General features: G+C 60.3%; 22 protein-coding genes. 6 read left to right on the top strand and 16 right to left on the bottom strand.

Translation table 11 applies throughout. From position 1 onward, the window contains the following. Positions 1-3 precede the first annotated feature (3 nt). The gene (locus ABIZ35_RS09395) at positions 4-2,265 is read right to left on the bottom strand and encodes a PAS domain S-box protein (protein WP_348219631.1); all 2,262 of its coding nucleotides are present in this window, start codon (positions 2,263-2,265) and stop codon (positions 4-6) included. Positions 2,266-2,511: 246 nt separating this feature from the next. Here ABIZ35_RS09395 and ABIZ35_RS09390 point away from each other — a divergent pair, with 246 nt between their 5' ends. After that, positions 2,512-3,609, top strand: coding sequence for a sensor domain-containing diguanylate cyclase (locus tag ABIZ35_RS09390; RefSeq protein ID WP_348219630.1), 1,098 nt, complete (start codon positions 2,512-2,514; stop codon positions 3,607-3,609). 38 nt (positions 3,610-3,647) lie between these two features. Here ABIZ35_RS09390 and ABIZ35_RS09385 read toward each other — a convergent pair whose 3' ends face one another. Then, positions 3,648-4,502, bottom strand: coding sequence for a phytanoyl-CoA dioxygenase family protein (locus ABIZ35_RS09385; protein WP_348219629.1), 855 nt, complete (start codon positions 4,500-4,502; stop codon positions 3,648-3,650). 14 nt (positions 4,503-4,516) lie between these two features. Next, positions 4,517-4,735: a hypothetical protein gene (locus tag ABIZ35_RS09380; protein ID WP_348219628.1), complete on the bottom strand. Its 219-nt coding sequence runs from the start codon at positions 4,733-4,735 to the stop codon at positions 4,517-4,519. A gap of 176 nt (positions 4,736-4,911) precedes the next feature. Between ABIZ35_RS09380 and ABIZ35_RS09375 the strand changes: the two genes are divergently transcribed. Both ABIZ35_RS09375 and ABIZ35_RS09370 read left to right on the top strand, forming a co-directional pair. Beyond that, the gene (locus tag ABIZ35_RS09375; RefSeq protein ID WP_348219627.1) at positions 4,912-6,027 is read left to right on the top strand and encodes an ATP-binding cassette domain-containing protein; all 1,116 of its coding nucleotides are present in this window, start codon (positions 4,912-4,914) and stop codon (positions 6,025-6,027) included. Beyond that, positions 6,024-9,665, top strand: coding sequence for a M1 family aminopeptidase (locus tag ABIZ35_RS09370; protein WP_348219626.1), 3,642 nt, complete (start codon positions 6,024-6,026; stop codon positions 9,663-9,665). Before ABIZ35_RS09375 ends, ABIZ35_RS09370 begins: the two co-directional genes overlap by 4 nt. A 164-nt stretch (positions 9,666-9,829) precedes the next feature. Here the strand turns inward: ABIZ35_RS09370 and ABIZ35_RS09365 are convergent, their stop codons facing one another. Further along, positions 9,830-11,047, bottom strand: coding sequence for a hypothetical protein (locus ABIZ35_RS09365; RefSeq protein ID WP_348219625.1), 1,218 nt, complete (start codon positions 11,045-11,047; stop codon positions 9,830-9,832). A gap of 58 nt (positions 11,048-11,105) precedes the next feature. Between ABIZ35_RS09365 and ABIZ35_RS09360 the strand changes: the two genes are divergently transcribed. Then, positions 11,106-11,771, top strand: a complete 666-nt coding sequence (locus tag ABIZ35_RS09360; protein WP_348219624.1) for an FkbM family methyltransferase — start codon at positions 11,106-11,108, stop codon at positions 11,769-11,771. A 6-nt stretch (positions 11,772-11,777) separates the two neighbouring features. Here the strand turns inward: ABIZ35_RS09360 and ABIZ35_RS09355 are convergent, their stop codons facing one another. From ABIZ35_RS09355 to ABIZ35_RS09300, 12 genes are all read right to left on the bottom strand, one after another. Further along, positions 11,778-12,752, bottom strand: a complete 975-nt coding sequence (locus ABIZ35_RS09355; protein WP_348219623.1) for a glycosyltransferase family 2 protein — start codon at positions 12,750-12,752, stop codon at positions 11,778-11,780. A 4-nt stretch (positions 12,753-12,756) separates the two neighbouring features. Further along, the gene (locus ABIZ35_RS09350) at positions 12,757-13,533 is read right to left on the bottom strand and encodes a glycosyltransferase family 2 protein (protein WP_348219622.1); all 777 of its coding nucleotides are present in this window, start codon (positions 13,531-13,533) and stop codon (positions 12,757-12,759) included. Positions 13,534-13,536: 3 nt separating this feature from the next. Beyond that, positions 13,537-14,508, bottom strand: a complete 972-nt coding sequence (locus ABIZ35_RS09345) for a glycosyl transferase (RefSeq protein ID WP_348219621.1) — start codon at positions 14,506-14,508, stop codon at positions 13,537-13,539. After that, a complete protein-coding gene (locus ABIZ35_RS09340; RefSeq protein ID WP_348219620.1) occupies positions 14,508-15,635 on the bottom strand; it encodes a DegT/DnrJ/EryC1/StrS family aminotransferase in 1,128 nt (375 codons plus the stop codon). Before ABIZ35_RS09340 ends, ABIZ35_RS09345 begins: the two co-directional genes overlap by 1 nt. Before the next feature lie 16 nt (positions 15,636-15,651). Beyond that, on the bottom strand, positions 15,652-16,656 hold the full coding sequence (locus ABIZ35_RS09335; RefSeq protein ID WP_348219619.1) for an NAD-dependent epimerase/dehydratase family protein: 1,005 nt from the start codon (positions 16,654-16,656) through the stop codon (positions 15,652-15,654). An 11-nt stretch (positions 16,657-16,667) separates the two neighbouring features. Then, on the bottom strand, positions 16,668-17,537 hold the full coding sequence (locus ABIZ35_RS09330) for a hypothetical protein (protein WP_348219618.1): 870 nt from the start codon (positions 17,535-17,537) through the stop codon (positions 16,668-16,670). Positions 17,538-17,544: 7 nt separating this feature from the next. Further along, on the bottom strand, positions 17,545-18,687 hold the full coding sequence (locus tag ABIZ35_RS09325) for a glycosyltransferase (RefSeq protein ID WP_348219617.1): 1,143 nt from the start codon (positions 18,685-18,687) through the stop codon (positions 17,545-17,547). 10 nt (positions 18,688-18,697) lie between these two features. Then, positions 18,698-19,465, bottom strand: a complete 768-nt coding sequence (locus ABIZ35_RS09320) for an ABC transporter ATP-binding protein (RefSeq protein WP_348219616.1) — start codon at positions 19,463-19,465, stop codon at positions 18,698-18,700. Positions 19,466-19,473: 8 nt separating this feature from the next. After that, positions 19,474-20,391: an ABC transporter permease gene (locus tag ABIZ35_RS09315; RefSeq protein WP_348219615.1), complete on the bottom strand. Its 918-nt coding sequence runs from the start codon at positions 20,389-20,391 to the stop codon at positions 19,474-19,476. Between the two features lie 151 nt (positions 20,392-20,542). Further along, positions 20,543-20,710: a hypothetical protein gene (locus ABIZ35_RS09310; RefSeq protein WP_348219614.1), complete on the bottom strand. Its 168-nt coding sequence runs from the start codon at positions 20,708-20,710 to the stop codon at positions 20,543-20,545. 163 nt (positions 20,711-20,873) lie between these two features. Continuing rightward, complete coding sequence (locus ABIZ35_RS09305) at positions 20,874-21,446, bottom strand: hypothetical protein (RefSeq protein WP_348219613.1); 573 nt, start codon at positions 21,444-21,446, stop codon at positions 20,874-20,876. Then, positions 21,446-22,318, bottom strand: coding sequence for an AAA family ATPase (locus ABIZ35_RS09300; RefSeq protein WP_348219612.1), 873 nt, complete (start codon positions 22,316-22,318; stop codon positions 21,446-21,448). The genes ABIZ35_RS09305 and ABIZ35_RS09300 overlap by 1 nt, the downstream gene beginning before the upstream one ends. 258 nt (positions 22,319-22,576) lie before the next feature. Here ABIZ35_RS09300 and ABIZ35_RS09295 point away from each other — a divergent pair, with 258 nt between their 5' ends. Continuing rightward, entirely contained in the window at positions 22,577-23,923 is a 1,347-nt protein-coding gene (locus ABIZ35_RS09295; protein WP_348219611.1) for a PAS domain S-box protein, read from the top strand. Positions 23,924-23,950: 27 nt separating this feature from the next. Beyond that, entirely contained in the window at positions 23,951-24,142 is a 192-nt protein-coding gene (locus ABIZ35_RS09290; protein ID WP_348219610.1) for a hypothetical protein, read from the top strand. The last annotated feature ends 30 nt before the right edge of the window (positions 24,143-24,172 follow it).

The following is a 24,172-nucleotide window of genomic DNA, read 5'->3' as shown; positions in this document are numbered from 1 at the left end:
GCTCTATCCCGTCCGACGCGCGAGCAGCAGGCAGGCGTCGTCCTGGAGGCGGCCGCCGGCGAAGTTTTGGGCGCCGCTGAGGATCGCGCGGGCGATCTGGCTGAGGGCGGGGAAGGAGCGGGCCTGGGCGGCGATGCGGGTCATGCCTTCGTAGCCAAAGAAGACGTTGCCTCGGCGCGCCTCGGTGATGCCGTCCGTGGCCATCAGCGTCGTGTCTCCGATGTTGAGATGCACGTGGATGGAGTCGTACTCCACGCCGCTGATGGACCCGATCGGCAGGCCGCTGGCGGGCGCTTCCTCACACAGACCCGACGTGCGCAGGATCAGTGGCGGCTCGGCGCCGCAGACCGTGATTTCCAGATCGCCGGTCTTGGGGTCGAAGACGGCGAGGGTGAGACTGACGATCATGTCGTCGGTCTGCTCGGGCAGCGTGTGTGCTTCGCAAACGAACTCGTTGAGGCGTCCGGCCGCGATGGCGGGGCTGGACGTGTCGCGCATAAAGGCGCGCAGCGTAAATTTGATTTCGGCGGTGCGCGCGGCGGCCGCGAGCCCCTTGCCCGCCACATCCCCCAGCACCAGCGCGATCTTGCCGCCGCTGATGGAAAAGGCGTCGCAGAAGTCTCCTCCTACCTGCGCCTCATCCCAAGCCGCTTCATACAGCGATTCAATCGTGAGACCCGGAAAGCCGTCGCGGGGCGGCATGATGAGCAGGGAGCGCTGGAGAGTCTCAGAAATCCGATGCTCGCGCTGGTAGGCGTGCTCCAGTTCGGCCTGCGCGCGCTTCAGCGCGGTGATGTCCGAGATCATTGCCGTGATGGTGCGGCGGCCACCGGAATCGCTCAGCGCGCTGGCGCTGCTCAGATAGTACAGCTCGGAGCCATCCTTGCGGCGCAGACGCGATTCGACTGCCCCCTTGGAGCCGTCGAGCCGCTCGGTGAAGTGCGAGCGCGCTTCCGCCAGATCGGAGTCGAAGACGAAATCGTAGATTGAGCGACCGAGCATTTCGTCGGGGCCATATCCGAGCATTTCCGCGATCCGGCCGTTGACATAGGTCGTGACGCCATACTCATCGTAGGACCACACGCCTTCGAATGTGGTGTCGACGATATGCCGGTACCGTTCCTCGCTTTCGCGCACGGCCTGTTCGGCGCGCTTGCGGTCGGTATTGTCGTGGACGGCGAGGACCGCGCCCATGATCATGCCGCTGGGGTCGATGATCGGCGCATTTGCGCAGAGTACAGGTACGAAGGAGCCATCGCGGCGGACAAACGTGTCCTCATGATTGCGCACGCCCGTACCCGTGGTGAACACCGCTGTGAGCGGACTTTCCAGCATCGCGTTGCGCGTTCCGTCGGGCTTGAGATAATGGACGGCGTCGTGCAGGACTTTGCCCACCAAATCGCTTGCGACCCAGCCGACAAGCTGTTCGGCGGCTGGGTTGAGAAACGTGACGCGGCCGGCGGTGTCCATCATGAACAGCGCCTCCGTGGTGTTGTCTGTCAGAGATCGGGTCAGGACGAATTGCTGGCGCAGCTGCTCCTCCGCGGCGCGGCGGCCGGTGATGTCCTCGACAAACGCCAGCAGATAGCGGGAAGCCCCGGAGCGCGGGGTGACGACCGACATGGTCACGTCCACCCAGACCGCGCCGCCATTTTTGTGGATGTAACGCTTCGCGATGGCGTAAGTCGAAAGCTCGCCGGCGAGCAATTGGCTGAGCATATCCAGTTCGTCGTGCAGATCGTCCGGGTGCGACATCGATTGGTTTGTGCGCAGGAACATCTCATCCCGAGTGTAACCCAAGATATCGCAGAGCCGCTGGTTGACGCGCAGCCAGCGTCCGTCCGGCGCGACGTGGCCGATTCCGAGCGCCGCTTCTTCGAAGGTGGCGCGGAACCGCTCCTCGCTCTCCTCCAGCGCCTGCTCGACTCGCTTTCGGTCGGAGATATCCCGGAAGTAAACCGCAAGGCCGTCTTCAGTCGGGTATCCGCGCAGCTCCAGCCAGATGTCCCGCCGCTGCGTGTGTTCCTCCAGAGTGATCGCGGACCGTTCCGCCATCGCTCGGTGGTACTCGTAATAGGCGTTCGTTCCCACAAGATCGGGATAAACCTCCCATAGGATCTTTCCGAGAAGCTCCTCGGACCGCTTATTTAGGAAGCGCTCCGCCTCTGGGTTGACCCGCAGAATGCGCCACTCCCGATCCAATGAGACATACGCTTCCGCGCTGCTTTCCAGGATGGAGTCCGTCGTCTGAGAGTTTTGTCGCATGGCGTGTTCCAAATGGCGTCCGTCGTCGCTTGAATTCGCAGTTGGTGATAGTATTAGTATACAATGACAAGCGTTCAGTGTCAAACGCGGTGCGGCAGGCTGCTACAATGGAATTTATTGTCTGTAAAAATGTTTCACTGCAAAATCCAGGCAAAACCTCTAGTATAATAAAGATTACGGCGGATATCGAGCGTATAACGCCGATGAACGCCATTTGACGGTTGACCGAAGGAGTTCCGCTCGCCCATGAATGACGCCTCAAGAACTCCGCCGATTATTGAATGCCCATTCCTCCAATCGGATGAGAAGGACGGCGTGGATCATCTTGTCCATCTCGCCGCGGAGATTTGCGACGCCCCGATGGCGGCTCTGGCGCTCGTGGAGAACCGCCGAATCCTGTGGCGCTCGGGCGTGGGGATCAGCGGCGGCGAGAGCGCGTTCTGTCTTCAGGCGCTCGCTCATAATTCCCCCTGGACTGTCAAGGACGCCCGTCAGGAGGCGCGTTTCCGGCAGCATGCCTGGGTGACGGGGGAGCCACACGTCCGCAGCTTCATCGGAACTCCTCTGGCGGCCTTCAGCGGCGGCTCCGAGGGCGTGCTCTGCATTTGGGATACGCGAAGCCGGTCATTTTCCGAACGCGAGATGCGCGCCGTGGTCCAGATCGGACACGCGCTGACGGCTCACCTCGACTTGATGTCGCATACGGCGGCGCTGGAGACGCGCTTGATCCGTTCCGGCGAGGACGAAGCGCTTCTTCAGGATCAGATCAATTGGATCAATAACTACGGCCGGGACTTGGAAGTTCGCGCCGCGCGTCTGGAGGCGATCAACGCGCGTCTGGAGGCGCTCGCCAAGCTGGACGGCATGACCGGCCTCAAGAACCACCGCGCTTTCCAGGAGCGTTTGGAAACCGAGTTCCAGCGCGCCTCACGTTACAATATGCCGCTTTCGCTGCTGCTGCTCGATGTCGACCATTTCAAATCGTTCAACGATACCTATGGGCATCTTGCGGGGGATGAAGTGCTGAAGGTGCTGGCGCATGTTCTCCAGGAGAGCGCGCGCGGCCTGGATTTTGTCGCGCGCTATGGTGGCGAGGAGTTCGTGATGATCCTCCCGCACGCCGATTATTTGGGCGCCGTCGGCATCGGGCAGCGCATGCGCGAAGGGATCGAAGCCGCATCCTGGCCGCACCGACCGATCACCGCCAGCGTCGGAGTCTCCACCCTCACCCGCGCCATGGAGCGCCCCAGCGACATGATCGCCCACGCCGACCGTGCTCTGTACGCCTCCAAAGCCGGCGGCCGAAACCGCGTGACCCACGCCCGCGATTTGCGGGAGGTGTGATCTATTCCGCGCTTCGGCCGACCTGTGAGTAACCTTTGTTACTCATGCCCCGCCGAAGCCGCCAGCCCCGCTGTGACCATCTCCACTTCGGGTTTTCCGTCTATGTCTCGCCATACGCCGCACGGCGCGCCGTCGGTGCTTGTCTCTAGTTCCACCGTGCTGCCGTCCATGCGCAGGGCGGGGTGGTAGAAGGCTCCGACTTGTTCTGCGTCGCCCGCAATGTAATGGCCGATCAGGGAGCGGCGGAATCGGTCGGTGGTTGTGTTCGGGAAACTGCCGTGGATGACGCTGCCGTTGAAGAAGAGTACGTCGCCGGCCGCCATGAGGATAGGGGTCGGAGGCGTCTGTTCGGGGATGGGAACGGTGACATCGGTGAAGCTGAGTGTGGTGTCGGCTTTCTGGGGGCAGAGCAGGGGCAGATCGTGGCTGCCCGGGATCGCCTGCATGCAGCCGTTCTCCTCGTCGCAAGGGTCCAGCGCGAGCCAGGCCGCCATGCATGTGCCGGGTTGGACGCGCAGGTAGAAGTTGTCCTGGTGCAGCGCCTGACCGCGCGCGCCGGCGGGCTTGAAATAAAGCATCGTCTGCACGGCGAGCGGCTCTTCGCCGAGCAGCTGCGTGAGAATGTGGTTGATCCGGGAGTCCAATAGCCAGCGCAGGCTGATTTCATCCCAGCGGTGCATGTGGATCATGCGCGGGAAGCGTTTGAGAGGATCGTCACTCGTCAGGTCGACGCCGTCGAAATCGCCTGGATACGTTCCCTCGGTGCGGAGCGCCATGTAGTGCTCGCGCAGGCTGGCGACTTCCTCCGCCAAAAACAGACCTGGAACGACCAGAAAGCCGTCGCGCTCGTAGCGCGCCTTCGCCTCGACATCCAATTCTCCCATGACGCTCATCGTGCTCTCCTGATCTACGCGCGCTCGTTTTCCGTGCGCTCTTTGACTGAGTGAATCCGTGGACGCGCTTTGGCGTGCGGCGCAAGCACTCGTTGGATGCGCGGCTTGGCGGCGACTGTGTACAGCACGACGCCCGGATGGCCCAGGGAGGAGCGGACGACCAAGCCCAAGAGTGTCAAAACACCGATCAGCAGCGCCAAGGGGCCGATCAGCGCTCGTTTTGTTCTTTCCATATTGGAATAAGACACAGAATGGCGGAAAAAGTTCCGTATTCCTATGATATCTCTGAATTCCCGTCCGAATGAATGTTCGTGACTGGTGGACGCCGTTCGTAATTATGATACAATATGACCTGTAACTCAAGTCTACGTATGAGGCTTTTTTCCTGCCCCGGCTCCTGGAGGCCCTTTTGCTGATCATTCGTGACCTCGTCAAAGTCTATCCCGGCGGCGTCACCGCCCTGCATGGCGTCTCGCTGGAAATCCCCCACGGCATGTTCGGACTTCTGGGGCCGAACGGCGCTGGAAAAAGCTCGCTGATGCGGGTGCTTGCCGGCGTCCTGGAAGCAACCTCAGGCTCGGTAAAGTTGGACGATCTGGATGTACTGAAGCATCCGGACCAGCTCTGGCCGCAGCTCGGATTTCTGCCGCAGGAGTTCGGGTTTTATCCGCACCTGACCGGCGCGGCGGTGCTGGACTTCTTACTGAAGATGAAGGGCGTGCAGTCGCCCATGAGCCGGCGCGCGCTGACATCTGAACTGCTGGGGCGCGTCAACCTGACCGGGGCGGCGAACCAGCGGGTCAAGGAGTATTCCGGAGGAATGCGGCAGCGACTGGGAATCGCGCAGGCGATCGCCGGGAACCCGAGGCTGCTGATCGTGGATGAGCCGACCGCAGGTTTGGATCCGGAGGAGCGCCAGCGTTTCTATCGGATCCTAACGGAGCTTGCCGCCGACCGGACGGTATTGCTGTCCACGCATATTGTTGAAGACGTGGCCGTCCTCTGCCCGCGCTTCGCGATCATTCGTCAGGGCCGTGTCGTCGCGCAGACGACCCCGCGCGAGGCGCGCGCCCTGGTGGAAGGTATGGTCTACGCGGGGCGTGTCGAAGCCAATTGGATGGAGGAGTTTCGCCGCCAGTTTTTGGTGCTTCAGGAGACGGTGGTCGAGGGGATTTACCATGTGCGCGTGCTTGGGGCGTACGGCGTCGCGCCGACGGGATTCCAGCCTTCGCCGCCGACCCTGGAGGACGCCTATCTGGCGCTGATCAGCGGCCGCCTGACGCCTCAAGCGTCCCATATGACGCCGCAGGCTCCTGCAGCCCCGGCGGCATACGCGCCTCCGCCGAATCACACGTCAAATATAGCGCCGCCGCCGCCTGCCTATAATCCGCCGCCATCTTATGCTCCGCCTCCGCCAGCGCCTGTCGCGACGCCTCCTGCGGCTCCCGAGATGCCGGCGCCAGTGGATGTCCCGCCGCCGTTTCCTCCGGTGCCCGAGATCATGCCTGCTCAGGAGGACGTATGACAACGGCTCCTCTCGCGCCTCCGGCGCGGCCTGCGTCCACGGGCGCTTCCACACTGGGGCTGCGCGCCTTTCGCGTGCTGTCCGTCGCGCGCCTGGACCTCGTCAGCACGCTGCGCCGCCCGATGTGGTGGACATGGATCGCGTTGATCGGCTTTCTAGCGCTGGTATTTTCGCGTCACTCCATCGGCATCCTGCCCGGCGGCGACAGCGCTGTGGGCGGAAAGTCGGTTTGGCTGACCTCCGAGTTCGCGGTCGCCAGCGACGCCATGATCCTGGGGCTCATGCTCCATGTATTTTTCATCACGATCGTCGCGGGAATGAGCGTGATTCGCGACGAAGAATATCAGATCGGCGAGATCCTGCATGCGACACCGCTGACGGCGGGCGAGTATATTTGGGGAAAGTTTTTCGCCGTTCTCGCGAGCTTTCTGCTGGTGATCGCCGCCGAGTTCACGCTGTTCGCCATTTCCAACCATCTGTACCCGCATAACAGCTCGCCGGAGCTTTATGGGCCATTTGCGTTTGGAAATTATTTTCGGCCCGCGCTCGTATTCGCCGTTCCACAGTTTTTGTTTTTGGGCGGCGTGGCGTTCGTGGTCGGGGAGCGCTCGCGGCGGCCCATCTTGATCTTTGTCCTGCCGGCGGCGGTGCTGCTGCTGACGGTGATGGTGCTAGGACATGACAGCGCCGCGCAGAACGGTGGCCGGGGGCTGCAAAACCTTCTGATGTGGTGCGATCCGACGGGGCTTGCCTGGTTCCGGGATCGATGGGTTGAGGCCGATCGCGGCGCTGACTTTTACAATCACGGACGGATCGTTCTGGACCCCGCTTTTCTGCTCAGCCGCTTCGCTCTGGCCGGTTTGGGGTTGGGCGCGGTGGCGTTCAGCCAGATTCGCTTTGCGCGCACCCTGCGCCGGGCGGCGCGGGCGGGGGTGGCTCGCGATATGCGTCCGTCGGCGCCACCCGTGCAGCGCTGGCCCGGCGCCATCGCGCAGAAGGCTACGCCGACGCCGCTGGCGGCTCTGAAGATGCAGTCGTGGAAGCCGAAGTGGTTCACCGCCGTCCTTTCGGTCGCGGACATCGAGTGGCGGGAGCTGCGCACCCAGCCAGGCCTGTATCTGTTTGTCCCGCTGATTGTCCTGTTCACGACCACGGCGACGGTCGGCGAGACGGGAATGCTGGGGACGCCTCTGCTGCTGACGGCGGGAATGCTTGCAGAGCATCAGTTCGGCGCGCTGACGGTCTTTCTTTCCCTGATCCTGATCGTCTACACGGTGGAGTCGCTGGAGCGTGAAAAGGCGTGCCGATTCTGGACGATCCGTAACACCATGCCGATCTCGACTTCCGCGATGCTGTTCGGCAAGTTTCTGACGCTCAACTGCGTCGCGCTGGCGGTGGCGTTCGCCTGCGCTTCGATCGACTTTCTTGTCTTGGCGTCGAACCAGGGACGAGTCCCGATCACGCTGGGGCCGTTTTTTCTCCTCTGGGGAGTACTGGGCTTCCCAACCGTTTGGGCGATCATCGCCGGAACCATGGCTGCTTACTGCGTGACGGGCTCGCGCGCCGGCGCGTATGTGCTGGGGCTGCTCGCCATGATCTTCTACACGGCGATCGGCAGCGAACTGACGTGGGCAGGGAATTTAGCTCTCGTGGACGCCGTGCATTGGAGCGATCTGAGCGTGCTGGAGATGGATCGTTACGCGCTGATCCTCAATCGGCTGACGACGGTGGCCGTGGCGTTCTTTTACGGCGTACTCGCCGTGCGTTACTTCCCGCGTCGCGAGCGTGACCCCGTTCGATTTGCATCGGCGCTTCGGCCCGGACCGATGTTCCGCACGGCGCTGGTGCTGACGCTGTTCGGCTTGCCGGGGCTTGTGGGGACTTTTTTCCTCGCCCAAGGCGTCGAGCGCGGCCAGGGCGGCGCGACGGTGGAGGATGCGCAGAAAGATTATTGGACCAAAAACGTCAACCAGTGGCGAGACGCCCCGCTGCCGGGCCTCCGCGACGCCGATCTGGCCGTGGATCTGTATCCGTCGGACCGCGCCTTCAAAGTTCATGGAACCTACCTGCTGTTCAACAAAGACAGCAAGCCGCTCGCCCATATCCCCATCACCTGCGGTTTCCAATGGAAAGACTTGCGGTGGACGCTGGACGGCAAGCCTTACAAGTCGGTCAAGCGCGCCGGCCTGTACGTCATCACGCCCCCGTCGCCGATCCTCCCTGGCAAAACCGTGGCCCTCGGCTTTTCGTACAGTGCGCCCAATCCAGGGATCAGCAAGAATGGCGTTGGCATGATGGAGTTCGTGCTGCCTTCGGCAGTCGTTCTGACGAGCTTCTCGACGCGCTTCGTCCCGCAAATCGGCTACGATCCGAGCATCGGCGTGGATGAAGACAACGAATCCGAGCCGCCGGACGTCTCCATCTCCGGCATTATCGAACCGAAGACGCCGCTGTTCGGCGCGCCGACGCCGTTCACGCTGCGCATGCGGGTAAGCGCGCCCTGGAACTTCGGGGTCAACTGCGTCGGGGATAAGATCGACGATCAAGTTCAGGGCAACCGGCGCACGACGGTCTGGCGCAGCGCTCATCCCGTGAGCGCATTCAATATCGTCGGAGGCTTCTGGAAGGAAAAACGCGCGCCGGGCGCCGCCGTGTTCTACCATCCCGACCATGGCGTGAATGTGTCCGAGATGCTGAGCGCTCTGACCGAGGCCCGCCGAAATTACTCCGAATGGTATGCGCCCTATCCCGATAAGGAACTCAAGCTCAGCGAGTTTCCGGCCCTGGCCGGCTACGCACAGGGATTTGCGACTAACATCACTTTCGGCGAGGAGATGGGGTTCTTAACGGAAGCCGAGGAGCAGGCAAACGCTCCGTTCGCCGTGACCGCCCACGAAGCCGCGCACCAATGGTGGGGCAACATGGTGGTTCCCGGCGACGCTCCCGGCGGCAATGTGATCAGCGAAGGCATGGCGCAGTTCTCGGCGGCGATGCTGCTGGACACCGTGAAGGGTTCGACCGCGCGCCGGGCGTTTCTGAAGGAGACTGAATCCGAATACTTCAAGGGTCGCAGCGTCGACTCAGAGCTGCCGCTGGGATGGACCAGCGGCGCCAAGGCCGGCGATCAGGCCGTTACCTATGAGAAGGGCGGCTGGGCGTTCTTTATGCTGGCGCATCAGATGGGCTGGGCAAACGCGCAAACGGGATTCCGGAAGTTCATCGCCACGTATCGTCACAGTGCGAAGCCGCCCAAGCTCTCGGATCTGACGGACACGCTGCGCGAGTTCGCGCCCGACAAAACGGGCTTCGACGCCGCCGTGCAGCAATGGTTCTACCAAACGGGTATCCCGGAATATCGCCTGAGCAATGTCCACCGGGAAAAGGCGGCCGGCAATCATTGGAAAGTGACGGCGCAGGTCAAAAACGTCGGCGAGGGCCGCGCCGTGGTGGAAATCGGCGCCTGGCCGGAGAAGCATGGAAACGATCCAAGGACGTGGACCCTCGGGACGTTAACTCTGGGAGCGGGAGAGACGGGGAACGTGACGTTCGAATGCCCCGCAAAGCCGGCCCGCGTGACCGTCGATCCGCTGGTGACTACGCTGCAAAGCAACCGGGGGAATGCGACGTTTCAGTTCTGAGATTCGCGTCCAGCATCGAATACCGGGTGGCATGCCTGTAGCCCTGGACAGGCATGGATTGCGTACGAAGCGGAACGTGACGTTTCTTCTCGTTCGTAGAACATGCCTGTCCAGAGCTACAGGCATGCCACCCAGTGGCTGTGCGCCTGAATTAGGATTGGAGTTTAAATCGGGTGCGGCGCGACGCTGACCGTGAACGGGATCGTGTGCAGAACCCCCGCGCGCTGGAATTGGAGCCAGCCGCGATAGAGGCCGGATTCTGGCAATCGCAAGACAAATCGCAGAAGGCCGCGCGCTTTATCGTCCCCCGCCCAATCGGCGGGATGCGAGTGTACGAAGGCGTGATTTTTCTGGCTGATCAGCACCATGTGCGCGGGAGCGCCCAGCCATGGCTCGACATCCGCGATGGGATTGCCCTGCAAGTCCGTCAGCGATACCAGGAGAGACGCGTCCTGGCGCGCGGCGAGGAGCGGCGCGGATAGCGCTGCCTGGATCTCCGTATCCCGTACTATCGCGAGGCGCGGACTCTTGGATAACGGCGGTGGGGGAGCGATCAGCATAAACGTGGTCGGCGCCGGGCCGGAAACGTCGATGGATGTGGACGCGACCTGGGTGCCGGCGTTGTGGGGCGCCATGTCGGCATATAACAGCCATGTGCCGGAGGTCGGGAAGTTTGTCGTGTGTGTGAACGTCCCATCGCTTTGCAGCACGGGATGTTCGTGCGAAAAGTCGCCCAGATCGTCGCGCACGAGGATGAAGTGCATCTTCTTTTCGTGCACGGTATCGAAGTCCGTCACTTGCTTGTTAGTCTGGCTGTTCACGACGCTCAAGGTCATGGTGACGGTCTGACCGGCGCGTGGATGCGCGGGCTTGGCGCTCACAACAAGACGATAGGGCGCCGAGTTCGGATCGAGCGCGTCGCCGACCGCGACATTGTATTGCAGCGTGATGGGCTTGCCGCCGTCGGCGGGCGTGGCGGCGATATCGAAGCGATACTGGCCGCCGTGCGGAAACGTCGCCGTGAAATTGTAAACGCCTGCTGTCTTGGACGGCGTGAGCGTCGGTGCGATCTGCGGCATCCCCGCCATGGCCGGCATCGTGATTCGGCATGACGCCGCTTTGCACGGAAGGCCCGCGCCAAAGAGAAACGGCAGAGCGCCCTTGTTATTCGGGTCCGTGGGCGGTACGCGCATGACCAGGAGAGAAAACGCCGTTTCATCGCCCGCCGAGACGCCCTCCGCAGGAGCACGCAGGTCGCCGACAATGTCCCCCTGCCGCGCCGTGAACTCCGTGGCGTGCGCATGGGCGGCGCGCGGCGGTGCGGTCAGCGCGAAAATGCATATTAACGCCAATACCGTGTTTCGTTTTGTTGTTCTGATCATATTTCGATCTTGCCGGCCGCCTTTACAAAGTTTATCGCACCTGCTAAAATAACCCACTATGTTTTCCGTCTTACGCAGCCGCGTCACTCGACTCATCCAGTACGAAATCCCACTGTATTCGCGCTATCGTCGGGTGATGCGTCAAGTCAATACTGAGGCCGGCTTTTTTGTCGAAGCCGGCGCGAACGACGGTTTGACGCAAAGTATCACGCCTTATCTGCAAAAGCGCGGCTGGAAAGGCCTGCTGATCGAGCCGATTCCTGATCTTGCCGAAGCCTGCCGTAAGAACCGGCCTGGCGCCTTTGTGGAGCAGTGCGCGCTCGTTTCTCCAGACTTTGAAACCGAAACCGTAGCGATGACTTACGCCAATCTGATGTCCGTCGTCGCTGGGGCGATGAAATCGCCCCAGGCGGACGCGGAGCACATCCGTCTCGGCGAGGAAGTCCAAAGCCTGAAATCGTATTCCTTGACCGTACCCGCGCGAACTCTCGATTCGGTGCTGGACCAGTATCAGATCGCCAGAGTGGACCTGCTGATCCTCGACGTGGAAGGTTATGAACTGTCCGCGCTTCAAGGTCTGGATTACGACCGCCTCGCGCCACGGTTTATACTCTGCGAAGCGCGCTTTCGCGAGGAAGTCGACGCGCTTCTCCTGTCACGCTATGAAGCTATTGACGAAATCGGCGATTACGATGTTCTGTATCGACTGCGTGGACAATCTTAAGCGCCGCTAATGATGACGGCGGTTATTCCCCCGGCTTATTAAGTCGCGGACCGCGCTGTAAAAGCCGTTGGAATAGCGGTGATAGCGGCCGCTGAACAGTTCTTTCATAATAGACGGCAGTCGCTTGATTTTGTTTCGTGGGATATTGATGCGCGTTTGGACGTGCCGGATCTGCGAATCGAGCCATTTGATTTTGTTCGGCAAGTCTTCGGGCGGCGCGGCCACTCTCACTAGACGTTCGCGGATGGAGCCAAGCTGCTGAACGTGAGTTTCATAGGCGCCGGCCGAGTCCGCCTTGCGTTCGTTGATGCGAATGCCCTGGATCTGTGAGTCGTGCTGACGGTATTCGATCAGCGGTTCGTCCAGAAATGCGATCGGCGCCACAGCGGAGATTAGCAGGGCGATCCAGCCGTCGTGCGCCAGAAAGCTGTTGCGCTCGATGGGCAGAACTAAATGACGCCACTCCGATCGGAACGCCGCCGTGGCGCCCGTCACCACGTTGCGGCGCAGGAGCGCGTAAAATCCTCGGCCCTGGAGAATGGCGCGGCGTTCGGCTTCCGTGAATTTGAAAAACGTGAAGATCCCAAATCCGAGCGGTTTTCTCTGGGCGTCCACGACTGCAGCGTCAGTGAACAGCAGCCCGAGCTTGGGATTAGTCTCGAATTCCGAAGCGATTCGGGTGAGCTTTTCTGGAAGCCACACATCATCCTGATCGCAGAGCGCGATTAAATCCCCTTCACATAAACCAATCGCCTTGCCGAAGTTTTGAAACGATCCCAAATTCTCGTCGTTGACATGGAGAGAGACGGGAAAGCCGACGGTCTTGGCGAAGCGGCGTATGATGTCTACGGTATCGTCCTGGGACCGATCGTCGCAGACGATCAGCTCGTCCGGCGGGCGGGTTTGCGACGCGATACTGGCGAGCTGCTCAGGCAGGAAGCGGGCGCCATTGTACGTGCAGAGGGCGATGGAGATCTTCATGGCGTCATCGCCCCGGCCGCAGCTTCTTCAGCGCGAGGTACTGACGAAATAAAAAATGCTTGAGCGGGGCCGGCGTGATCGTGCGCAATCGGTGGATTTGGTAGTGCGGAAATCCGACGTTTTCCTTGAGAAGACGCGGGAAGTCCGCCATGAATGTCGGGTCGGGAATATGGATACTCGATCCGCCGCCCTCGTAATCGGCGATCAGTTCGTGACGATAGTAAAATTGGACTTGTCTGTCTCCGAAGCACTTAAGATTGAAGGCGAAGTCGGCGAGCATTTTGTACTTCGTCTCGAACGTCCCGAGAAGATCGAAGATGCTTCGCTCGTAGAAGATCGATTGGTGACAGATGTTGAGCAGCAGGCGCAGTTTGCGCTTGGTTACCTTCCCGTAGTGACGTATTTGGAGATCCTGCATAAAGACGTCGCCGTAAACGAAGCTGTACTTTGCGCTTGGCATCTGCGGCGCCATGCGCTCCAGAATACCGTCGTGCAGCGTATCGCCCGCGCCCAAAAAATACAGATAGCGGCCTGTGGAGATCGCGACGCCTTTATTCATGGCGTCGTAAATCCCGGCGTCGCGCTCGGAGACCCACCGAACGGCGTCTCCCTTCGATCGGATCACATCCAGGGTGCCGTCGGTCGAGCCGCCGTCCATGACGATCACCTCGAACAGATCGCGCTTTTGCGACAGCACGCTCGCCAGCGTTTTCTCGCACTGCGGGGCGCAGTTGAAGGTGGGAATGATGATCGAAAAGAAAGGCTGGGAGGACGTTGTCACGGCTTAACGCACCCCCGAGGCAGTCATGAGCTTGCCGCGCCGAACTTTGCTCAGGAAGATACGCCAGCCGTACTTCGCGATGGGGGTGTATTCAATCGCAAGATTGGGAAGCGTCTGACGCGCCCAGGCTGCTGTGTCACGCAGCTCGTTCACGTAGCCGCTGTAAAGAAAAGGAGCGAACGGCGATGTCATCTCACCGTAAATCTTCCCGGCGAACACAGGATCAAACAGAAAGCTGCTGAAGATCTTGAGGCCGTGGAAGTGAAAGAAGATCAGCGGCTCGCCGTCGACGGTCATTTGGCCATTCTCCAGCGCCAATCGATAATTCATCCAGTTCCAGGGCGCCAGGCCCGCGCCCTTGTGCTGAAGGACGCGAACGCCTTGGAACAGCTCCGGCCACTTGTCCAGATACTTCTGGTCGGCATAGCGGTCATCTTCGCAGCGGTCGAAGCACCACTCCAGGCATCGCGCGCGCCACCATTGCAGGCACTCGCGTCCGATAGCGTTGTTTCGGAACATCAGAAGGCCGACGTTGAAATGACCGTTCGCCTCCATATAAAGTAAATGCTTGGGGAACCGGTGCTCGATAATTAAGACCGAGTTGTCCCCCAGTTCTTCAAAGATCGGCTCCGGGCTGGCGTAGAACAGCAGGTCGGCGTCGAGATAAGTGACGATGTCGATCTCGGGATGCTGGTCCAGCAGATAAAGCGGCCAGAAGGGTGAGCACGTGAAGTAGTATTCGACAATTGTGCGGTCGGACTTCGCGGCTTTGAGTTCCGGATAATGCGACTCGAAGTCCGATAGGCGAACGGGGTGGACTTCGGGCAGCGCCATCTTCGTCAGGGCATCGAACGTCTCGTCGTCGAAACAGAGCACCCAGAGCGTGAATGGCTCTGCATGGCGCTTGAGGGATCGATAAAGCGCGAGGCCCCGGATCAGATAGCGCCGGTCGAAGTATGTGCAGTAATATCGCATTAGGACGAGTGACTTCTTTGCCAGGAGAGAATTTGGGACGCCGTTTCGCGCACGGCTTCTTCATCGAGTTCAGGATACATCGGCAGGCTGAGCACTTCGCGCGCCGCCCGCTCGGTGTGCGGCAGCGAGGCGCCGCGCCCGAATGCCTCATACGCCGGCTGCCTATGCACGGGGACGGGATAGTGGATGAGCGCGCCGACGCCGGCCTGCTTCAAATATTCGCGCAGTGAATCTCGTCCTTCTGTTTGCACGACGTACTGATGGAAGACGGACGGCGCTATCTCAGATCGCTTCGGCAGCGTCAAGCCAGAACTCACGAGAAGCGAATCGTAAAGATCGGCGATGTGACGCCGCTGTGCGTTTGCGCTGTCCAGGAACGGAAGCTTCGCGCGCAGGATGGCGGCCTGAATCTCGTCCAGGCGACTGTTTGTCCCGGGCAGGGCGCTCACGTAGCGCTCCTTCCAGCCGTACTCACGCAGCAAACGCACGCGTTCGGCCAGTTCGCCGTCATTGGTCGTGACCATTCCGCCATCGCCCAGCGCGCCGAGGTTTTTCGTCGGGTAGAAGCTGAACGCGCCGAGGTCGCCCCAGGCCCCGGTCTTCTTTCCGGCGAACTCTGATCCGGTGGACTGAGCGCAATCTTCGATCAATCGCAGGCCGTATGCGCGCGCGATTTGTGCGATTGTATCGATGGGCGCCGCGGCGCCGTACAGATGCACGGGGATGACCGCGCGCGCCAATCCCAGGCCGCTCGCTACAGAGCCCGCAATCGCCTCTTCCAAACGCTGCGGGTCCATGTTGTACGTTTGGGGATCGATGTCCACGAATACGGGCGCCGCTCCGCAGAGATCGATCGCCGTGACGGTCGCGACGGCCGTATGCGCGACCGTAAACACAAGATCGCCGGGGCCGACCCCGCAGGCCTTCAGAGAAAGAACGAGGGCGTCCGTGCCGCTGGCGACGCCGATCGCGTGCGCCACGCCGATGTACTCCGCGAACTCGCGCTCAAACGACGCGACTTCCTGGCCTAAAATATACCAGCCGCTTTCGAGCACACGCGCAATGGCGGCGTCGATCTCGGCGCGATGCGACAAGTAGGCGGCTTTCGGATTACTTTGCAGGATCATAAGCTTGCGTCCGGCGTTACAGATAGCGATCTAGATGTTCGCGGTAATAGGCGAGCGTGCGCACAAGGCCCGTGTGCTCATCGACTGCCGGCGTCCAGCCCAGGGCGCCGTGGATCGCCGTATAGTCCGCGTAGTAGTCGCCGATGTCGATCCGTTTGCGGTCGGCGGGGAAAGATTTGACGGCGTATTCACCCTGGCCGTCGTTCGCGGCGATTAAGGCGTCGGCAAGCTGTGTCAGGCTCAAGTGGCCCGCGCCGCCGAGGTTATAGGCCTGTCCGTTCGCGGCCTCGCTCGCCGCCGAGAGGAGCAGGGCGTCCACGGCGTCGTCCACATAGGTGAAGTCGCGCAATTGGTGACCATCCCAGACTTCAAAGGGCGCGTGCTGGAGCACTTGCTTGATCCAGATACCTAAGAACGTCTGGCGCGCGTCCTTGACTCGCATGCGCGGCCCGTACGTGTTGGTCAGGCGCAGGGCGCAGGCGCGTATCCCGTACACATTGTTGTAAAGGATATGGTACCACTCGCCCGCCATTTTGTTGATGCCGTTGACATCGATGGGGCGCAGGAGGTGTTTTTCGTCAACGGGCAGATAATCGGGCTTACCGTAAATCTGACGTGTGCTGGCGAAGACGATCTTGACGCCCGGGTTATATTTGCGGCAGGCCTCCAAAATCGAAAGCTGCGCTCGGCAGTTGATCTCCATGTCCGTCTGCGGGTCCTGCATGGAGTCCATATGGCTCGTCTGCCCGGCGAGATTGAAGAGATAATCCTGGCCCTGAATAAGACAGCGCATACTGTGCTCGTCGCGCACATCCGAGATATTGACCTGGACTTTGTCCCGGATCGGTTCAATGTTGAACAGGTTCCCGCCGTATTCGGGGATCAGGCTGTCCACAAGCAGCACGTTCGCGCCGAGATCCACCAGGCGTGCGGCCAGATTGGAGCCGATGAATCCCAGACCGCCGGTAATCAGCGTCCGCGCGCCGTGAAATGGCTGAACTTGTGATGGCGAAAGCGGCAAAATGCTTGTCCTTAGTGCGCCGACCCCGAACGCTGTTCAAAGAGAAATCCCCGGAAGTCGCTGGGGGCTGGCGCGCCGTGAATCTGTGGACGTTCGCCGATATAAACCTCGCGCAGCAGGCGCAGACCATGCGACTCAGCCGCGTCCAAAAACTCTTTGCGGTTCAGGCACCAGCTGATATACTCGGAATTATAGCCGTAACGGTACGGTCTTTGCACGAATACGAAGGCCGGCCCTTCGGTGATCGGCAGGCGCGTGATATAAACATGCCCCGTCGCGGCGTTTGCGAGCCCTTGTAAAGTCCCGCGCCAATCCTCGGAGTAGTGCAGCGATGTGCTCGCCATCACGAAATCATAACTGCGTTTCAGGCATTCGTCATCGGAGTAAAATGTCGCCTGTGGGAGAAGGCGGCGCCCATGCTCGATGAGTACGGGAACGTCTTTACAATGATAGTCGAGCTGGAGGTTCGGGAAGAGCGCCTTACCGATATGGTAATAGTGCCCGAAGCCGCCGCCCCAATCGAGCATCGAGAGAGCGTCTTTATTGTGCGATGCGGCGCCCAGAGCAAACGCGTAGGACATCACGATATTGTGAAAGAGCAGATCCTGCTGCGTGGGATCGATCGATTCCGGTGAGATCCCCAGCGGGCCAGTCCCAGTAATTGATTCCAGAAACGCCGGCCACTTCTTCTCATACTGCTCCGCGATGTCCTCGACGTTCCATCCCGTGATCTTCGGGTTTGTTTTCAGCTCGCTCCAGCCATTGGGAACAGCTTCCCACTCATGGTACGCGGCCCGGGGCGCCCGGAACCGCCGATAGACCATGGGGAAGATCGGAGGAATGAGAGCTTTGACGATTTTGCGAACGAGAGAGAGTGGCATAGAGTTATTATGAGCTTACGCGGCCGATGGAGACATAGCGTTGGAGAATTTCGGACAGTTCTTCCATCCGGTGGCGGTATGTGTGCTCCTTGAGCGTGCGCGCTTGTCCGCGGTGGGCGATCTCCGCCCGTTCGTTTTCGTGCTGAAGATAATATTCCACTGCTTCCACGCATTCATCGATGCTGTGATAGGCGATCACTTCATTGCCTACGGAAAACATGTCGTTCAGGTTGTTTTTCGCGTCCGTGATCAGCAGGGCGCCTACGCCCGTCGCTTCATACAGCCGCATGTTGTTGGCGTATCCTTCCGAAGCCTCGACGTGCTGGTTCAGCGTGATGCGGGACTGATGCAGCACCTGATACATATCGAGCGCCCATGCGGGGCCGTGATGCCGGGCGCGCAGCGGCGAGTTTCGATCCAGCGTCGCCACCCCGTAGCCCCAAACGTCGATGGCGCAGCGGGACGCGACTGCTTCGAGAAGCTTGGTGCGTTCCTTGTGAGCGCGTGTCAGGCCGCCTGCGAACGTGACATCGTAATGGGACGTGACCGGCGGGAGGCGATCGAGCACGGCCGGCTCAAAACCCAATCGGAAATATTCGCTGGCGATCCCATTCGCACGGAACCGATCCACGTAATGCGGGAAGGACGTGAGCATGAGATCGAACCCAGAGTACGTCCGTCCGTCCACCAAGAAAAAAGCCGTCTGTCCCGCAATGAACCGTACATGGTCGCGCATACGGTGAATGAACTCATCCGACATGGCGTTGATGTCGTGCACGTAAAGCACGTCCGGTCGATAATCCCGAATCTGAGCCTCTAACACTTTTTCGAAGAAATTGCTTTCGTGCCGGCGACTGACCCAGGGGATGACGCCGCGCCGCCATGTCAGATCCCAGTGGTCGGAATCCGTGATGGCGATATCGTTTTCTCGGGCCCAGCGCCGCTGGAGGGGCTCGCAGTTCGGCACGACTTCGGTCGCTTCATGTCCAAGCTCATTGAGATGCTTTGAATAGTAATCCGAGGTTCCAAAGCAGGCGCCCATCAGCGACTGATGCTGGACGGTGTAGGGCTGAGAGGCCAGCGTGGGATAATGGTGGTAAAAGTCCGATAAAAACTTAGGATAGTACGTATCAATGATCAGGATTCGCATGGACTAGTGTTTATACCGCCAGCGCGATGGACGCTCGGTACGCAGCAAGAACCGTCGTCACATCCCCATCCATGCGCAGATTGCCCTTTTCGATCCAGATGACGCGTTCGGCGAGACGCTCCACATGGTCCAGCTCATGCGTCACCATCAGGATCGTGCGTCCCTGCGTCTTGAATTCCTCGATCTTCTTGAAGCATTTCTCTTGAAACCCTTCGTCGCCGACGGCCAGGCCTTCGTCCAGGAGCAGCACTTCCGCGTCGAGATGCACGGCCATGGCGAATGCGAGGCGCAGTTGCATGCCGGACGAATACATTCGTACGGGCAGGTCCATTGCCTGCGGGTCGAGACCGGCGAAATCCAGGATACTTTCGTAATGCGCGGCGATGTATTCTTCAGTCAGGCCGAGCATCGCGCCGTTGAAGAAGATGTTCTCGTTGCCAGTCAACTCGTGATGAAAGCCTGCGCCAAGCTCCAGCAGGCTCATCATGCGGCCGCGGATACTGGCTTCGCCCTCGGTTGGGAGGTACACGCGGGAAAGGATGGAAAGCAAGGTGCTTTTGCCGGAGCCGTTGCTGCCAATCAGCGCAACCGATTCGCCAATCTCAATCTTGAAACTGACGTCGTTCAGCGCCCGGCGCAGTTCGAACCCTGTGTGGTTTTCCTTGCGGATGAGGCCCTTCGCCATCGCCGTCACCTTGCTCTTGATGTTGGCGTAGGTGCGGTGATAGACTCGAAACTCCTTGATGACCCGATTGACTTCAATTGCGTATTCCGGCATATGGGTTCCTACGGACGCTCGGTGAATTTCCATTTGCGGCTGTTGAAGTAGTTGTAACCGGCGATGCAGATCACGGTAGATGTAATAAAGGCCATGCTGAAGTAGCGATAGTCGAATGGCGCTGTGATGAAGGTCGGCGCTCCAGGACTGGAGACGATCTTCCCCGGCAGCAGAACTTCCTTATACGCCGTAATGATCCAGGCGAGAGGATTGCACAGATAAAGATGATAGGCCAGCGATTGCCACTGCGCGGGAATACGCGGGTAGTAGCGTATGCTTTCGGCGAAGTATAGGATCGGCAGCAGGTAGAACATAAACGAGAGCAGCATCGTGACGATGAACTTGACGTCCTCGTAGAAGACGTTCCAGGCGCACACAAAGAACGAGACGCCCAATGTCAAGATGAACTGAACCAGGATGATGAGCGGCAGCAGGAAAACTTCACGCGGCGGCGGCCCTGGCCACCCAGCGACGAGCCATGTCAACCCCCATCGATAGACAACGAAGACCAGCATCGACAGTATAAAGTGGATGAAGTTGGCGCACACAGCCGCCACAAGCGGAATCTCGCGTGGAAAGTACACCTTCTTGAGCAGGCCAAGCTGGGTCAGTACGGAGGTCGAGGAGTCGAGAACGGCGCCTTGGAAGAAGTTCCATGGGAGAAACGCACAGAGGATGTAGGCGCTGATATCCTTAGCCATCGATCCGGAAAGAAGGCCGACGGCGAACGTCATGACGAACACCTGAACCAGCGGGCTGGACATTGACCAAACAATCCCCAGGGACGAATTCTTATAGCGGACTTTCAGCTCGCGAATGGTGAGCGTTTTGATCAGATGACGGTAACGCCAAAGCTCGCGCAGCTCGGCGGGGATTCCCGGTTCGCCGCGCTTGAGGGGCTTAATGATAATCGACGGCGTCGTCATACGTTCTTTCTGAATCTGCGGCGTAATGCCTTAGTATATCGCGGGTTCTCTTCGGTTGTCAATAAAAGCATCCTGACACACAAACAGATCGCCCGCGGCGCCAATGGCGCTGCGGGCGATCATTCCAAAATTCGGTATTGAAAGGGTGAGATCAGCAGGCTTTCAAGCCCGACATCGATCGGAGGACGGGAGCTATGGCTCCGCTGGGGCGCGCCGTGTGATGCGTCTGGACGGGCTGCATAATCATCAGGGCCAGCAGAAAGATCGACTCGATGACCAATACGATCTCAAGTTTGCGGAACAAGCCGTCGCGGTTCATACATTTATCTCCAATGCGCCAAGCAAACATTAAGTACAGCTTTTATATCGGCGTTCCGTACTGAATTCTTCAGTGCAACTGCCAGTACGCCGTGATATGCCTCACTATTCCGCAAAGTAGAAATGATTGAAACCTATATTTGTTGCCGCTGAAAACTATTCTGCTAATAACCCTCTTCGTCGAGGTAGGCGATCATCAGGTCTAAGAAGACCTGGCGGACGGTCACATTATTGTGATCCCGGCAGTAGCGCTTCAACCGCCAGAAGAGATCCGGGGGCATATCGACCGTCGCCTTGACGCCGGTTGGGTGGATGACTTTTCGCGCGAGCGCCAAATGCACGCGTTCGACAAGACCTTCCATTTGCACGATGGCCGCCACATCCGCCGGCGGCACGGCGCCGGGAACGGCGTGGGACGGGTTCGACGCGGAATGCGCGCCGTTGGCGGCTGCGGGGGAAGCAGCGGCTTCCGTCATGACCTTCTCCATGGGCGCCGCCGTCACGGGGGCGGTCGCCTGCTGCGCCTTGGCGGCGATAGGCTGAGGCTCCAGCTTGGGTGCGGTCGGGACGGGCGCAGCCTTTTCCGCCGCGACGGCGTCCGTCGCGGCGGGCGCGGCCGGAGCGGGCGTCGCGACGGCAGGCGTGGGAGCGACCGGCTCTTTGGGGGCCAGACGCTCGTCCGCGCTGCGGCGCTGCTCGCGCAGGTTGGCGCGGCGAAGCTCATCCAGGGTCGTCATTACTTCTGAGTCTCCTTAATCTGCACCGGCCATTTTTTCTCGCGTCCCATTTCTTTCAATGTCCGCTCCACCAGCGCCACGGTCATGATGCGCTGATCGCGGACATAACCGTTCACGAACAGCGAGTCGCACAGGACGCAGATGTCGCGCGGCACGCCGAGTGTGATCTGGTGTACCATCTCCAGCGCTGCGGGCTCGAAGTAATCTTCAATCTCCGTGCCGCCGGCGGTTTTGATCCGATGCGCGATCGTGTCGGTCATCTCTTCCAGCGTCAGCGGGTCCAGCCGTCCCACGACGGCGATGCGCGACCGGAACGCATCCTTGTTTTCCAGCTTCTTCGGCAGGTTGTCCTGCGCGAGCATCACGACCGTGATCAGCTTGGTCTGGGCCGTCTGAAAATTGGTCAGATCAGAGATCGTGTCGATATTGCGTGACGAGACGTTCTGGCCTTCGTCGAGCAGCAGCACCGGGTGACGGTCCGCATTGTATTCGTCCAGCAGAAAACGCTCCAGGAGCCGGCGGTTGTCGGCTTCCGTGCGCTTGGGCGCAATGCCGAACGCCTCGCAGACCAGGCGCAGGAACGCGGCGGGCGTGCGGACGGTGGCGCTGGGCAGGAAGGCGACACTTTTGCCCGGATCTTCATCCCAGGTCTTCTGCAATTGATTGGCGATCGTGGTCTTGCCGGCGCCCACCGGGCCGGTCAGAACGGCGAGGCCGCGCTTCTGATCGGCGGCGTACCGCATCTTAGCGATCGCCACTTTATGCTCCGCACTCGGGTACGCGAAGCGCGGGTCCGGCTGAACGGAGAAGGGCGTCTCGCGCAGTCCATAAAACTCTTCGTAAATGGCGCTATCTCCTTTCCGCGATGACACGCGGAGTTACCGAATCATTATAGGGGAGAATCGCGCATAATTTCAAGTATTTTGCAAATATCGGCGAGAAACGCCATTTCGGCTCTCCTCGGAAATCGCCCTTGACACTGCGTCAAAGGGCCTGTATACTCATTTGTCCTCTCACGCGAGCGGGCGACCTTACGATTTTTCGCTTCGACAAGCAGGCATGTTTCCAGTACCCCGGACACAGGGTATAGAAAAAAGGTTCGATTCTCCCCGACGTCCTTCGTGAGTACAATGACATCCTCTCAACATGGCAGACAAGAGCGGTTTCAGGCGGCGTTCGAGCGCGCCTCCATCGGCATGGCTCATTTCGACCCATCCGGCCTCTGGCTGCGCGCCAACTCATATCTCGGCGCGCTGCTCGGTCATGACGCAAAGACGCTCGTTGGAAAACGTATTCACGACATCGCGCATCCCGACGATCTTGCGATCGAGCAGCAGGCGATCGCGCGCGTGCTCGCTGGGGAAACTTCGTCTTATAACGTTGATAAGCGTATCATCCGGCCGAATGGCGAGATCATTCACATTAAGATTTCGGCGTCGCTTGTTCGCGACGACCAGGATCATCCCGATTTCTTTCTCGCGATGATCCAGGAAAATCCGCGCCGGGGCGCCTCCGTTGGCGTGCGCCGCGCGCTGGATCGCCTCAGCCAGCAGGTGCAGCATGCGCCGCTCGCCGTGGTGGAGTGGAACCGCGACTTTCGCATCTCACGCTGGTCCGACGAAGCCGCGCGCCTGTTCGGCTGGTCCGCCGCCGAAACCCTTGGCCGCAGCTCGGCAGAGCTGGGCTTTGTTTTCGATCAGGATATTTCCGTGGTGGAGAATGGTGTCGCGCGCATGCTGGTCAGTCCCGACCAGCGCAACATCGTGCGCATCCGTAACCGCACGCGCGACGGCCGCATTCTGGATTGTGAATGGTATAGCTCGGTCGCCCTGGATCGCCGTGGACGCATCGAGTCGATCCTTTCGCTCGTGCTGGACGTGACGGAAAAGAGGCGCGCCGAGGAAGAACATGGGCGTCTGCTGGAGCGCGTTCAGCAAGGCGCCGCCCGCGAGCATGCCCTGCTGCGCGATGTTCTGGCGAGCGTCACTGAAGGCAAGCTGCGTCTCTGCGACCGGCGAGAAGATCTGCCGGCGCCGCTGCCGTTTTGCGAAAACGCCGTGGCGCTCACTCCCAAGCAAGGCATTGTGGATCTGCGGCGCCAGGCCGAGAAGCTGGCGATCGAATGCGGCTTCCCAGACACGCGCTGGCATGATCTTTCGACCGCTGTCAGTGAAGCGGCGATGAACGCCGTGGTGCACGCCGGCGGCGGGTTCGGTCAGGTTTGCGTCAGCACGCCCGACACCATCCAGGTCCGTATCGTGGACCACGGCGCCGGCATCTCCATCGATCAGCTTCCCAAAGCCACCCTCCGGCGCGGCTACACCACCGCCGGCACCCTCGGCCACGGCCTCTGGCTGGTGCTGAACACCATCGACCGTTTCTACCTGCTCACCGGCGGCGAAGGCACCACAGTCGTCCTGGAGCAGGATTTGCGGCCCATCGAGCCGAACTGGATCGATCATGTCAAGGCGCTCTGAGCGCCTTCGTTTGGGAGGATCTCATCCATGGCCCAGCAAAACGTCGCCGTCAAATGCCCCGTCTGCTCCGCCGAGCTGACCGACCTTTATCCCAAGCCCCGCTGCCGCCGCTGCGGCTACATCGAAAGCTGCTGCCAACCCGAAGTCCCATGCGAGGGGACTGCGGCGATGGGAGAGCCTATCGATAAAGATCTGATGGATGTGGACCGGCGGCGGTAGGAGAGGCCCTCACCCTCGTTCCCTCTCCCG

It is taken from the genome of Capsulimonas sp. (assembly GCF_039929585.1).
Lineage (GTDB): Bacteria > Armatimonadota > Armatimonadia > Armatimonadales > Capsulimonadaceae > Capsulimonas.
The sequence above is the reverse complement of the archived record's forward strand: the minus strand, read 5'-3'. Positions and strand labels throughout refer to the sequence as shown.